This window comes from Psychrosphaera sp. B3R10 (assembly GCF_018861025.1).
Lineage (GTDB): Bacteria > Pseudomonadota > Gammaproteobacteria > Enterobacterales > Alteromonadaceae > Psychrosphaera > Psychrosphaera algicola.
This window is the reverse complement of the sequence record NZ_JAHKQH010000026.1, coordinates 143,869-158,028: the sequence shown is the minus strand read 5'-3', so window position 1 is coordinate 158,028 and position 14,160 is coordinate 143,869. Positions and strand designations below refer to the sequence as shown.

General features: G+C 42.1%; 9 protein-coding genes. 7 read left to right on the top strand and 2 right to left on the bottom strand.

Annotated features, from left to right (window positions below):
* Positions 1–6: 6 nt before the first annotated feature.
* Positions 7–3,390: a GH116 family glycosyl-hydrolase gene (locus tag KO525_RS10240; RefSeq protein WP_215963708.1), complete on the bottom strand. Its 3,384-nt coding sequence runs from the start codon at positions 3,388–3,390 to the stop codon at positions 7–9.
* Between the two features lie 51 nt (positions 3,391–3,441).
* Positions 3,442–4,434: an alpha/beta hydrolase gene (locus tag KO525_RS10235; RefSeq protein ID WP_215963707.1), complete on the bottom strand. Its 993-nt coding sequence runs from the start codon at positions 4,432–4,434 to the stop codon at positions 3,442–3,444.
* Between the two features lie 325 nt (positions 4,435–4,759).
* Between KO525_RS10235 and KO525_RS10230 the strand changes: the two genes are divergently transcribed.
* The 7 genes from KO525_RS10230 to tatA all read left to right on the top strand — a co-directional run bounded on the left by KO525_RS10230 (position 4,760) and on the right by tatA (position 13,966).
* The gene (locus KO525_RS10230) at positions 4,760–6,268 is read left to right on the top strand and encodes a sulfatase (protein ID WP_215963706.1); all 1,509 of its coding nucleotides are present in this window, start codon (positions 4,760–4,762) and stop codon (positions 6,266–6,268) included.
* Between the two features lie 110 nt (positions 6,269–6,378).
* Positions 6,379–6,843, top strand: a complete 465-nt coding sequence (locus KO525_RS10225; protein ID WP_215963705.1) for an arsenate reductase ArsC — start codon at positions 6,379–6,381, stop codon at positions 6,841–6,843.
* 265 nt (positions 6,844–7,108) lie between these two features.
* Positions 7,109–8,728, top strand: a complete 1,620-nt coding sequence (locus KO525_RS10220; protein WP_252736839.1) for an arylsulfatase — start codon at positions 7,109–7,111, stop codon at positions 8,726–8,728.
* A gap of 269 nt (positions 8,729–8,997) precedes the next feature.
* The gene (locus KO525_RS10215; protein WP_215963704.1) at positions 8,998–10,245 is read left to right on the top strand and encodes a DUF6786 family protein; all 1,248 of its coding nucleotides are present in this window, start codon (positions 8,998–9,000) and stop codon (positions 10,243–10,245) included.
* A gap of 154 nt (positions 10,246–10,399) precedes the next feature.
* A complete protein-coding gene (locus tag KO525_RS10210; RefSeq protein WP_252736838.1) occupies positions 10,400–11,935 on the top strand; it encodes a sulfatase in 1,536 nt (511 codons plus the stop codon).
* 198 nt (positions 11,936–12,133) lie between these two features.
* Positions 12,134–13,630, top strand: coding sequence for a sulfatase (locus KO525_RS10205; protein ID WP_215963703.1), 1,497 nt, complete (start codon positions 12,134–12,136; stop codon positions 13,628–13,630).
* 171 nt (positions 13,631–13,801) lie between these two features.
* Entirely contained in the window at positions 13,802–13,966 is a 165-nt protein-coding gene (gene tatA / locus KO525_RS10200; protein WP_215963702.1) for a twin-arginine translocase TatA/TatE family subunit, read from the top strand.
* The last annotated feature ends 194 nt before the right edge of the window (positions 13,967–14,160 follow it).

The following is a 14,160-nucleotide window of genomic DNA, read 5'->3' as shown; positions in this document are numbered from 1 at the left end:
GTTGGGTTACGCCATCGATGCGTTAATTGTTATTTCATCTTTTTCTTGAAGTGTTATTTCTTTAGCTAAGTTAATAATCAGTTCGTCGTTTTTATAAACATACGACGCTGCTATTTGTTTTGAATTTAGCTGAACTTCAACACGCTTAATTGCGTTTTTACTCCCAAGGTTAATTTCTTTAACGTTCATTTCTCCCTCTTGCAATGAAATGGCGCAATTGATGGTATTGCTTGAGATTGTTTGCTTAAACAAGCCATATCCAAGTGCAGCGGTAAAGAAACTGACATGAGCTTCTGGTGTAAATACAGGATTAAATCCAATGACAGCGGCAGGACCGTCGTATTTGAAACCCTGTAAAGCCGTTAGTGCGGACCAAACACTCAATGATCGTCCATAGTATTTTCCGCACTCATCGTCACCATATGGATTACCAGAATAACCCCATGGGCCATTTTTAACGTCAGATACCCCTTCGGTCCTTAAACGCCCGTCATATCGGTCGGCAACGACTTTGAGTAACATTAGGCCATCAATAAGCATGTCATTTTGGATCATGGAGACCGCCGCACCGTACTCAAATCCGGTCATAACTTCATCACCGTATTTCATGCCTGGGATCGGTTGAGGGCCATTTGGCCAAGTGATCATTTTCATTCCACCGTCGTCGATTTCGCAATATTGACGAGGTTTTAATGACTGGCCATAAAAGTCGGCTCTAAAGTTGTATTTTAACAACGACTGCATTGCTTTTTTCGAACGACTTTTAGGGTAGTTGCGGTCGATGTTAATTTGATCGGCCCACCACTCACCTAAAATTTGATCAATGTGGCAGCCGTCTAGATAGTTTTGAATGGGTTTGTTTTCTGACTCTTGAATATAATATTCGCCGTTCCATAGTCGGTCATTTTGAAGTTGTTTACCCATTGTTCGAATACGACGATATTCAACAGCAAGTGCAGTTTCACCGACAATTTCTGCCATACGGGCACTGGCTTCAAGCGACGTAAGGTATAGGCTACCAATCCACGACGAACATCCATCTAATTGACCATCTAATGTATTGTGTTGTTCATTTTTCGTGTAGCCAATTCGCTCAGGATCCCACTCTTTGATCCCCCATTCAATGGCTTTTTTAACGCGTGGCCATTGTTCCTCCAACCATTTGTTGTCCTTGCTACATAGGTGCTCGCGATAGGTATTTAGAATTGTCCCAAAATGACCATCTGCCGCTGGCTTGGTATTATTGTGGCGATAGGGCAGCAATCCATCTTCAAACTGCATATCGTAGTCTTGTTCACGCATAATGCGACCAAGCTCTGGTAACAATCTCGCATGTGATTGGGCATAATGCCAAACATGGGTACAGTTTGCCTGGCAACAACCACTATTTGGGTTACAGCCTTCCCACGCACCAAAATACCCATCTTTTGACCACCAACATGTTTGGCTGCGTAACACCGCAAGTTGTGAAGAACATCGGTCGATAAGCCATACCGGCAGAGTTGAGGCATAAAGACTATCGTGAAATTGACGGGTGCGACGCGTTAGATCGGCAAAGTTGGTTTGTACATAAGCCGCCACGTCCAAAGCATCTGACCACCAGTTGTTGTACATCTGGCCTGTTCTGCTCCAAGGTTTTCCTTTAGGGGCTGTAAAAATCGTGCCATGTAAGGTTTCGCTAAAGCTCCACGTGAGCACAAAACTAACCGTTTGAGTTTCACCAGGTGCAAGTTTTAACGGCGCAATTATCGCACCATTAACGGAATTACCTTCTGATGACGTACCGGAAGTGATTGGGCCCGTAATTGCCCCTTTTTCTGTAAACTCTCGTTTTAAAGCTTCATTAGACTTCCATTGCGCCGTGCCAGTCGCGCCATCGGAAAGTGTCATCAATACCATGTCGGCTTTATTATTATTGGCACGTGTCATATGCAACATGGTTGCACCATTTTTAGTTACCAATTTGTTTTGGTTAGTGCCATATTTTCCGTTTTTATCATTGGCGTAACCTAATGCATTTTTTTGCGATGAAAGTATATCAACCGTTACTGAGTGGGCGTTGTTATTTGTCACTGTTACTTGGTAGATAGCACATGGGATTGACGAGTTTTTTAAATCCATTGGTGTAAATGGATTAAATACGTTTAGTGATACATCGACAGGTAATTCTTTGTCTTCAAAATTGTATTTGGCAAACGGGTATTCGCCTTCAAATTTTAATGCCTGCATGGGTTTAAATGCACCAGCCGCTTCTGTTTGTAACGCCTTTGTTATTGGCACTGCGCCAGGAGATTGAGCTCTTATCGCTAAAAAAGTATCTTCCACCTCGATTTCAGGGAAGTTACACGCAATTTGCCAAATTTTTGGTCTAGCCTTGCCGTCAAACTGAATCGCACCAGAACCAATGCCGCCTACCGTAAAGTTAATGGCCTCTAAGTATTCATTCTCATAAACTTGGGTGGTGCCAGGTGCAGTAAGGACGGAGTCGTGCCTAATTTTTTCGGTTTTTTGTTGACGAACTTGGTCACGTTTCGCTTTGACTGCGGCAACCAAAGCCCCGGTTTCGGCAAGTTTAGTATCCCATCCGGCGGCAAGTAAATGTCTTTGGAAGTCGCTTGGTGTCAGACCTTCCTCGTAAGTTGCCACTTCATCTAGGCTGATATCGGCTGAACTCCAGCCACTCGCCGTTGTTGAACCAAACGTCATGACCGATGTCTTTGGCCCTCTGCGGGTAAATTCATAGGCACCACCAAATAAGCTACATTCAAAACCGTCAACGTAAGCTCGAAGGTCGACGTCAAAACTTGTCACGGCAAGGTGGTACCAACGTCCAACCTCTATTCCTTTGCCCGTGGGTAAATCAATTCGGGTGACAACCTTGCCATTTACATTACGGTACAGCAGGGCAGATAAATCGTTTTCGACTCCAATTATGTAACGCACGTTCTCGCCATTTGCCTGGGCAATAATAACTGGGTTATCGTCCCCGCGAGGTTGTGAATTCACTTTGAAAAACAATTCGATCGTCGCAAATCTACCGTATAAATGTTTCGTATTATCAACTTCGAGGCTATTTCCAGGTGAGAGCTGGATCCCAGAACCAGTAACCGCGCCGTTTTCAAATGAGTTAACTTGTTTCGTTTTTGCCGGTAAGCCACTAAGTTCATCAATAACGTTGTCGTCGAAACGCCAGTAGGCTCTTAGGGAGTCATGGGCCTTTATCGCTTCATGGTAGTCTTTTCCGTAGGAAAGGTTGCTAAACACCGAAGACGTACACCCCGCCATTGCAAAAGGGGTTGCGCCTGCGACAAAAAGGAAGTTGCGACGTGATAGATTTGGTGCGTCGCATTGACACGATTTGTTTGACTGTGGTTCTGATGTTTTTTGCATAAAATTAGTTCTCTAAATGTAGTTACCCTGTTAGGTCTAAAGTTTGTAAAGTTAATTATTGATATTTGGTCGCGTCGGTCTAACTGCCGGTGACGGTGCAGCTGCGATTCCTGTTTTAAACAAAAAGTCATGAGCTTTAAGTAAGGTGTCGACAAAAAGTAATTCTGAACGAGTGCGGGTGAAAAACCCGTGCGCTTTATCTGGATAAATGTGGTTTACGGCGTAAGAACCCACAGACACTATGTTGTCTCTATATTTGTTCGCGGTTGCAACGCTGAGTACGCGATCGTTTGAGCCTAAAAGGGTTAGCGTTGGAGGATGTCCTTGAGCGACATTATGAATTGGCGAGATAGCCCGCCAAAACTCTTTAACTCTGTTATATCCGTGTCCTTGTGAGCTCGTATCGACAACTGGATTAAATAGAACAAGTGCGACTGGTTGAATGGGCAATGGCCTTTCTCCTATCGCATTAAAGCCTTTTATCGTTGCCAATGAAGCCGCTAAATGGCCACCGGCTGAAACGCCACCGGCAGCTATTTTGGCAGGGTCTATATTTAGCGTTTTGGCGTTTGTTAACACCCAACGATAGGCCGATTTTGCGTCCATTAACGACACATTAGGCGGTGTTTGGTCTTTTTTCCAAGTGCGGTATTCCACCGATATTGTGGTTATCCCTATTTTAGAGAAATAGTCCGCCTGGTCATATAAACTCGTAGGGTTACCAGAATTCCAGCCACCACCATGAAACATAATTAATGCAGGTTTGTGTTCATTATCATTGCTCGAAACGCCGTGAAAAATATGTAATTTCAGTTCACGAGCGCCGATTATTTTGTAATTAATAATTTCACTTGGTTTCGCTTTTGTGTTGACCCAAACATTCCCTACCTTAATTGAGTCTTTAGCGACAGTTGCTATAGCTATGGGACTTGCAACCAACGAGAGCAGCACAAGCGTTGCAAAAAAACATTTTTGTATAAAAAAAGCGGCTTCATTGACGGTTGCCCACAACTTGTTTTTGTTGGTTGTAAACTTAAGTACCATAATTACATCTATCTCCAGTGAGCCTTCAATTGAATTTTCGTTTTTGGATCAACACCAAGAATTTACGAACGTTTTAACTACGTTACTAAAAACAGTTTTACGAGCAGAAATACGTATTTTTAATTAAAAAATGACATGCTTTGTGTGTTTTTATATATATTGTACTCGCCACTTTAGTGCAAGGTTTGATTGGGTTTAATCTTATTTTTGCGGTTTTATCTGTATTGGCTTGTTTATATTTTATATTAGTATTGTTGTTGCTTTGTGGTTTTATATTTAAAAGTATATTTGCCGGGCCGAAAAGTGTTATTGCGGAGGAGAGGGCGTGAGGAATAAATTGAGCAGGTCATTAATTGTAAGCTTTGTATTATTAAGTGCAGGGTGCGAGTTAATAAATCAACCTGACCGTTCGGCAAATGCTAAATCGGTAATTGAGCAGCAACAAAAGCCAAATATAGTGGTGATCTTTGCAGATGACTTAGGGTATGGCGACATCGAGTCGTTTGGTGCAGAAGGGATCAGAACGCCAAATATTGACAAAATTGGTGAAGAAGGGTTTGTAAGTCGCGATTTTTTCATTCCAGCAAATGTTTGTAGTCCTTCTCGTGCCTCGTTATTAACAGGCCGCTATCCGATGAGAAATGGCATACCTGTCGCTAAAAATCCGATGAGTCATAAACACATAGACAGTCATTTTGGGTTGCATCCTGACGAAATCACTATCCCTGAAATGTTAAAGCCAGCAGGTTACAAAAGCTTAATGGTTGGTAAATGGCATTTAGGCTTAAAAGAGAAAGGTTCTCACCCTTTAGATGCCGGGTTTGACGAATATGTCGGACTAGAAGGTAATTTTTATAAGGCCCCAAAAAATAGCGTCAAATACCCTTACTTAAAAGAAAATGATGATTTGTACCGTGGGCGAACAATTTCAGAAGTCGATATCGATTTAGAGAAAGTCACAGAAATTTATACGAACGAAGTTGTTTCTTTCATTGAACGAGAAAAGGACGGTCCATTTTTTGTTTATTTTGCTCACAATATAGTGCATTCGCCTCATCGCCCTAGCAAACAGTTTAAAGGCACCTCCGAAAAAGGCCGATATGGTGATTTTATTCACGAAATGGATTACAGCACAGGTCGCGTTCTTAAAGCGTTAAAAGATCACGGGTTAGAAGACAATACGCTAGTGATATTTACGTCTGACAACGGCGCGAATTTTGCGGGGAGTAATGGTGAACTAAACGGCCGAAAGTACACCACAATGGAAGGCGGGCATATTGTTCCGGCCTTATTTAAGTGGCCAGGTGTCATTCCGGCAGGCCAGGATTCTAGCATTACTATGACATCCATGGATATATTCCCGATTTTAGCTGAAATTGCTGGGGCAGAGTTGCCAAGTGATAGAAAGTTAGATGGCGTCAACACGTTAAATATTCTGCGTGGTAAGAGCCTAAATAGTCCTCATGATGTGCTTTATTACTACAACGGCACCAATCTTCAAGCTATCCGTAAAGGTCGTTGGAAACTGCATCTTCCGCGCACAATTGCCGACCAACCATTTTGGCATGAAAACTCATCCGGCGGCCGTGTACACACAGAAGTTGCTCAAAACATGTTGTTTGATCTGAAAACCGATCGAGGTGAAAAAGTCGATGTGGCCAATTTGCACCCAGACATAGTGGCGTCTTTTGATGCAGATATTCAATACGCAAGAGAGGAACTTGGGGATGTTCATCAAATAGGTCGAGATCAGCGGGTGCCACCAATGGAAAATCCACAAAAAATTGATCGCTGGTGGGTTAAGAAAAAGAAAAAGTATTTTGACAATATTTGAGCAGAGAACAAAGGGCGCTTTAGAGGTGCTCTTTATATATAGCTTAACCATTTAATCATTAGCGCTATATCAATGATTAAATAGGCTAAGCACCAAACTGAGAACACATTATGAATATTTTATATATCTGTACCCACAATAGGTGTCGGAGCATTTTGAGCGAAGCGATCACCAATCAGCTAGCTCAAGGTAAGTACCGAGCATTTAGTGCAGGAAGTCAGCCCGTTGGTGAAGTACATCCACTGTCGATTAAGTACTTAGCAGAAAAGGGCATAGCAACTGACAAATTGAAAAGTCAGTCTTGGGATGACTTCGAAGATATTAAACCCGATATCGTCGTGACTGTATGTGACAGTGCCGCGGCGGAAGTTTGTCCTCATTGGTTTGACGATACTTTAAAAGTGCATTGGGGATTAACGGACCCATCAAAACTTGATGGTACAGAAAGTGAATTTAAACATGCTTTTTATCAAGTTATGGAAAGCATTGAGCGGCGAGTGCATAAATTAATGTCCTTGGATTTCTCGACACTTTCTAAACCTGAGCAACTCAAAGCGCTGCAGTCGGTCGTATAAGACGTCGCTCAGGAAATTTAATGACAGTTATAAAGTCAGTTGGCGGTAATGACATTTTTATGACTAAGTCAGTATTTTGTTTTTGTGTTTTTATTTATATACAAAACCCTGTATCTAACTTTTTAAGGCTTTGAAATCTAAAAACACTGTGCTTTAATAAATAAAAATACACCACGTCTTGTGTAAGAAAGTGCTGTGTAAGAAAGTGTTGTGTAAGAAAGTGCTGTTTAACAAGGTGCTGTGTAACAAATTATTTGGAGAAAACATGACGTACATGAGGTTAGCAGGTTTAGTTGCAACTGTCGCTTTGACATTAACGGCTTGTGAAGCGGTAAATAAGACTGAACTATTGAGTTCTCAACAAGCCCAAAATCAAGGCGGTAAGCAACCAAACGTGGTTTTTATTTTTGCTGATGATTTAGGATATGGGGACTTAAGTTCTTACGGTGCAACAAAGTTGGAAACGCCAAATATTGATAAACTTGCAAAACAAGGTGTTAAGTTCACTGACGCCCATTCCGCTTCTGCTGTTTGTACCGCTTCTCGATACGGGTTAATGACTGGTGAGTACCCATTGAGGGCAAATAATGGCAAAGGAATATGGGGACCCGCACCGATAGAATCACCGTTGCTTATCGATCCTGATACCACGACCATCGCGGATATATTTAAAAACAAAGGTTACGATACCGCAGTATTAGGTAAATGGCATTTAGGTTTTGGTGAGGGGAAAAACGACTGGCAACAACCGCTGCGCCCTGGTCCACTCGAACTCGGTTTTGATTATTATTTTGGCGTTCCCGTTGTCAACAGCGCACCGCCTTATGTTTATGTTGAAAATGATCAGATTATTGGATGGGATCCCGAAGATCCGTTAGTTTATCTCGGCCGACCGCCCAAACATAAAGTTCATAAAGACGCGACTCCTATTACACCCATTCCAGCGGAAGCAGCCCAACGTACGGCAAATATGTTTAAAGGTGGCGTAGAAGCACATTCTCTATACAACGATTATAGCGTTGGCACCACAATTACAGAAAAAGCAACCGACTGGATTAAAGCCCGAGATGGTAATCCATTTTTTATGTATTTAGCCACAACCCATGTCCATCACCCTTTTACCCCAGCTAAACGTTTTCAAGGCAAAAGCGAAAGTGGTCTGTATGGCGACTTTGTCGAAGAGTTAGATTGGATAGTCGGCCAAGTCATGGCGAGTTTAGAAGAAGCCGGTGTTGCAGATAATACCTTAGTGATCTTCACCAGCGACAATGGTGGGATGTTTAATTTAGGCGGACGTAATGCCGCTGCTAAAGGCCATCAAATCAATGGTGATCTTTTAGGATCTAAGTTTGGTATTTGGGAAGGTGGGCATCGAGTGCCATTTATTGCTTGGTGGCCTGGCAAAATAAAAGCCGGAAGTGTTTCAAACCAAATGCTCAACAATGTGGATATGTTTGCGACATTTGCTGCATTAACGGGACAACCATTAAGCGCAGATAACAGTAATGACAGTATTAATATGCTACCAGCAATTTTAGGTGAAGCGACAACGCCTCTGCGCACAGAAATGATAGTAACTCCTAGAAAAGCAACTCATGTTGGTTTACGCAAAGGTAAATGGATGTACATCGGCGCACAGAATGACGGTGGCTTTAAAGGCTCAAAGCCACATCAACATGCCTGGGGTGGACCGGCTGTCACAACGTTAGTAAATACACCTAATAGTGACATTGTAAATGGCAAGATTAAAGCGGATGCACCACCTGCACAATTGTATGATCTCGATGCTGACGTGAATCAAACGACAAATCTATACAACCAATACCCAGAAGTTGTGGCTGAGATGGAGCAATTGTTAAAACGTTATAGATCAAACCGTTTATAACATTATGAATTTGCCATTTTGAAAATGGTTCTATGACCTAAACCTCGTGTTTGCTGCTTGCTTTGTGCTATTGCAGTTAGCGGCACGTTAACGTGCATCTAATAGATGAGCCGGTTAATTTAGTAAGGTCACCTTTGGAAAGCTGAAATATTTCAGCAATGAATATTGACGAAAAGTTGGATCGGAAACTTGCAACAGCGCTGGCCAATAGGTTAGCGCGATGAAGAGTTACTTTGCTTGCTCGATTCGCCTTAACAATGGAAAAAAATATGAATTTATCTGTTTTGACAAAATCTGTGTGTCTCGGTTTGATCAGTTGTGCGATTGCAACCGGATGCACAGAGCAAAAAGGCCCGTTTGCCGATGATGTAGCATTTATGAAAGAACACACAAACATTGTTATGTTGTCTAATGGCGACGCCGCCGTTGCGGTTGCGCCTGAGTATCAAGGTCGAGTCATGACCTCATCTTTCGATCAACATTCTGGTCCAAGTTTTGGTTGGATCAACCGTCCGGTTATCGCCAATGGATTTTTAACTGCCGAAGAGCAGAAGGGCAAACTAGAAGATCATATTTACATTTTTGGTGGTGAAGAGCGTTTTTGGTTTGGTCCTGAAGGCGGACAGTTTGGCCTGTTCTTTAAACCCGGTGACAAATTTGAATTTTCAGATTGGAAGACACCTGCGGTAATCGATACCGAAGCATTTAGTATCGTTACTAAAAATGAACAGTCAGTTAAGTTTGCTCACGAAGCGACTTTGGTTAACTACAGTGGCACTGAATTTGATGTTGGAATTGAACGTACCGTTGAATTGCTGAGTAAAGGTAAGGTAAGCGAATCACTTGGCATTAACCTAGATGACAGTTTAAAAGTGGTTGCCTATAAGACGGATAATCGCGTGACAAATCGTGGTCAAAATACCTGGACTGCAGAAACCGGTCTTGTGTCTATTTGGATCTTAGGCATGTATAACCCATCACCTGAGACAACGGTTGTGATCCCGTTTGAATCTGGCCCAGAATCAAAATATGGCGCAAAAGTGAATGACGCTTACTTTGGTAAAGTGCCAGCGGATTACCTTAAAGTCACCGACAGTGAATTGTTCTTTAAAGGCGATGGTACAAAACGCGGAAAAATTGGTATTAGCGATAAACGGTCTAAAGGCATCGCAGGTAGTTATGACGCAGCGGGGCAAGTACTTAATATTGTTACATATAATCAACAAGCCGCACCAAATGGCTATGTAAATTCGATGTGGGAACTGCAAGATCAGCCTTATGCAGGTGACGTCATTAATTCATACAATGATGGTTCCCCTGAGCCTGGCGTTGCGCCATTAGGGCCGTTTTATGAGCTGGAAACCTCATCGCCTGCCGCGGCGCTAAAACCCGGTCAATCGGTTAGACACATCCAAACGACTTACCATATTCAAGGGCCGGAAGCGCAATTGGATGTTATTTCCAAATCATTATTCGGGGTTAACTTAAATAGCGTTAAAACGGCATTTAAAGAATAAAAGGTTTTTTTCTTTAGATATTTATCGAGGTTTGGTGACCGTTTCGTTACCAAACCCTCAAATGATTTAGCAATTAATTATCAATCACAATGTGAGTTTCAGCCTCTATTAACGCAAACCTAAAACCAATGTGTGATGGGTTTAGTCTGAAGCCTTGGAGGATAGCGTTATTAATACTGTATTTAAATTCGTTTTAGGTGGCCTTTTTGTATCTGGATTAGCCGGTTGCCTTTCGCAACCGACAACAGAAATAGAAACAAAAAAGAAACCCAATGTTTTGTTAATTTTGGTTGATGACTTAGGCTGGGCTGACGTCGCGGCTTATAATCCAGATACACTATATTCAACACCAAGTATGGATAAGCTCGCCAGTGAAGGTCTGTTATTTACCGATGGTTATGCCGCAAGTCCGGTTTGTAGCCCCACAAGAGCTGCATTGATCACCGGCAAACATCCAACGGCAATTGGTACGACAGACTTCTTCCGTAACAAAAGCCGTCGACATAAATATCGCGAAGGCAAATTTAAACCCGCTTCCTTTGTAGAACAATTACCGGAGCAAGGTTCCACTATCGCCAGCGTTTTAAAAGGTGAGGGTTATCAAACTGCGTTTATTGGTAAATGGCATTTAGGGCAAACAGAGCAAATGTGGCCAGAGTTTTATGGTTTTGACGTTAATATTGCCGGCCATGCGGCGGGGTCGCCAAGTGGGGGTTATTTTGCGCCTTATAAAAATCCACGTTTAACCAGTGGTCCAGATGGTGAATACCTTACGGATCGCTTAACCAACGAAGCCATCAATTTGGTCGATGGGTATGCAAAAAGTGACGCGCCATTTTTCCTAATGATGTCTTACTATTCTGTTCATACGCCATTGCAAGGGCCAAAGAAGCTTGTTAATAAGTATCGTGAACGTTTTTCTCAACTAGATAAAACACCAGAGTTTGCTCAAGTTGAACAAATTTGGCCAACCGATAAACCACAATTAAATCGTGTTGTGCAAACGAACCCAACATATGCTGCGATGGTCGAAAAGGTTGATGAAAACATCGGCCGACTTGTGGATTCACTAAAAGCCAAAAACCTAAGAGACGACACCATAGTAATTTTGTTATCAGACAATGGTGGTTTATCTATAGGTGAAGCGCATTCAACATCAAGTTTACCGCTTAGAGGCGGTAAAGGCTGGTTATATGAAGGCGGTATTCGTGTACCTTTCATTATTAGTGTTCCAGGTTCCGAATCAAATGGTAAGTCAACCTCGGTTCCAGCCATTAGCATGGACATCTCAGCGACGCTTTACGACTTAATAGGTATTGACGCCAAACGTGTTGGCCCAATTGACGGTGAGAGCTTATTACCTGTCATAAATGGCGAAACAAATTCAGCAGAACGTCCGTTGTTTTTCCATTATCCACATTATTCAAATCAAGGCGGTTTCCCTGGGGCAGTGGTTCGATTGGGCGATTGGAAACTCATAGAACGGTTTGAAGATGGCAAACTTCAGCTGTTTAACATTACTAAAGATAAGGCTGAGACGACTGATTTAGCGGCTGAATATCCAGCAAAAGTTGCGGAAATGAAAAAGACATTGCATCAATGGTATCAGCAAAATGACGCTAAATTTTTAAGAGAAAACCCTAAGGCACCAAAATATGGCGCCCCTTGGAAACCGGCTTTAAGCGAATAACAAGGCAGCTTTAGTCTTTAAACAGCTGGGTTTAAACTCACAGAGGTACGACAATGTCTCTGTGAGTTTTCTTTTATCGTGCTAATTAAAACGATAAAGCAGAGGTTTAAACGTAGGTTAGAACCTTAATATGGCACAACCTCTGATGAATATTTTGAAACGTTTCAGAGTCGATATTACGTATATGGGAAAGTGGTAATGAAAATATTTTCTAGTCTGATAGTTGTTTTTATCGCGGGCTATTTTGCGATGAACTTAAGTCACGCAGAAGCTAAACCTAACATTATATTTATTATGGCCGACGACCTCGGTTGGGGTGACGTAGGTTACAACGGTTCTAAATGGGTTGAAACGCCAAACATCGACGCATTAGCTAATTCAGGACAAGTTTTTGACAATGCATATTCCTATCCTACCTGCTCCCCAGCAAGGGCGGCATTGTTAACCGGAAAACAGTCTTTTAAAACTCAAGTTTATGGTGTCCCAGTTTTAGAAAAAGGAAATAGCCAGACCAGTATTTTCTCCCGTGGCACGGTGCAACTTGAGCATACTGTATATTCTGAACCCCTTAAAAAAGCCGGTTATAAATTAGCGCATTTAGGAAAGTGGCATATCGTGGGCCCTGATCCGTCAGTAGAAGTTAACTACCCATTTGATGATAATTTAAGTCAGCCCAAAAATGGCGATTTGAGTTGGTTGAACGACCATAAAAATAAATATTCTATTTATTATCCGCAGGCGAGGGGGTTTGACCTCAATGTTGGCGGGTCGTGGTGGGGGGATCCTGCGCGTGGTTATACTGAGGGATATAAGTCAAAAAGCGGCGGGTACATAGCACCATTTAAAAATCCCTTTATCAACGAAAAACCCGACGACCAATGGCTAACTGACCGTCTAACAGACGAAGCTATTGCATTTATGGAGAAAAACGCTGACAGCCCATTTTTTATAAATCTGCATTTTTACGCCCCGCATAGGCCAAGTATTCCTAGAAGTGAAGAGTTACTAAAAAAATACCAAAACAAAGAGAAAGAACAATTAACTGGAAGAGACTCAAAGGCAAAACGCGAACTTGCGGCATATGGCACGTTAGTGGAGTCTTTAGATCAGAATGTTGGCCGACTCGTCGACTTTTTAGAATCGAGTGGTTTACGTGAAAATACATTAATTATATTTACGTCGGATAATGGCTTTAATTCTATACAATCAACAGACATACGCTTAAGGGGCGCTAAAGGCTCGATTTATGAAGGAGGCGTTAAAGTCCCAATGGTTGCCAACTGGCCGAGCAAAATTTCCGCGACACGGCATGAAAATCTGGTGTCGGTTTTAGACTATTTCCCTAGCTTTTTAGATCTTGCCGGTGTGCAAGATTACGCGGGTGAACTCGACGGGAGTAGCTTTACGCCATTAATGTTTGGTCAACCGTATCAACAAAAACCAATTTTTTGGCATATAAACACCGCATATAAACATGGACCTGTTTCCGCCGTTCGAGAAGGCCAGTATAAACTTATTCAATTTTTGTTAAGTGGCAAAGTGGAATTATTTGATCTCGAAAACGATCCGTCAGAGCGAGTGGATATTTCCAAAAGTCATTTAAAAATAAAACAGAAGTTATTAACAAAATTAGTGGATTGGCGCGCAAAAAATTCAGTTCCGTTACCGCCGGCATCACCACTAAATGGTAAATAATCTTCACTGAGCACCTAGGTTTTTTCCGAGGTGATTGATAGAGAAAATTTACAAGCAAATTGTCACTGGCATAAGTCAGGTGGTAATGCGTTATCTGCTCGGCATACCTGTTTGAGCGTTTAACATCGCTTTTGTCAGCGATAAGTCGTAATTTAATTAGAGGAAGTTTTTATGGGTTTTTCAGGTATAAGTGTGTGGCAACTCGTGATAGTTGCCATTATTGTTGTCTTATTGTTTGGTACAAAACGTTTGAAATCAGTTGGTAGCGACTTAGGTGCGGCGTTAAAAGGGTTTAAAAAAGAAGTATCAGATAATACAGTGGTTAAAAACGATTAGTCGTTTGGGTCAACTTAGCGCCTAAAAGTCACTATATTTTCTCAATGTTCAGCAAACGTCCTTTAGCTTTATGCAAGGGGGCGCTTAGTTTTGAGCCTGTAACTAATTTTGTGGAAACGCAGGATATTGCGAATGTAGTGCGACTAGAGCATTCATCAGAGCATTCATCAGAGCATCCATCAGAACATCCATCA

Coding starts and splice junctions, on each gene's coding strand:
- KO525_RS10240 (WP_215963708.1), bottom strand. CDS start 3,390: ATGCAAAAAACATCAGAACCACAGTCAAACAAATCGTGTCAATGCGAC.
- KO525_RS10235 (WP_215963707.1), bottom strand. CDS start 4,434: ATGGTACTTAAGTTTACAACCAACAAAAACAAGTTGTGGGCAACCGTC.
- KO525_RS10225 (WP_215963705.1), top strand. CDS start 6,379: ATGAATATTTTATATATCTGTACCCACAATAGGTGTCGGAGCATTTTG.
- KO525_RS10220 (WP_252736839.1), top strand. CDS start 7,109: ATGACGTACATGAGGTTAGCAGGTTTAGTTGCAACTGTCGCTTTGACA.
- KO525_RS10215 (WP_215963704.1), top strand. CDS start 8,998: ATGAATTTATCTGTTTTGACAAAATCTGTGTGTCTCGGTTTGATCAGT.
- KO525_RS10205 (WP_215963703.1), top strand. CDS start 12,134: ATGAAAATATTTTCTAGTCTGATAGTTGTTTTTATCGCGGGCTATTTT.
- tatA (WP_215963702.1), top strand. CDS start 13,802: ATGGGTTTTTCAGGTATAAGTGTGTGGCAACTCGTGATAGTTGCCATT.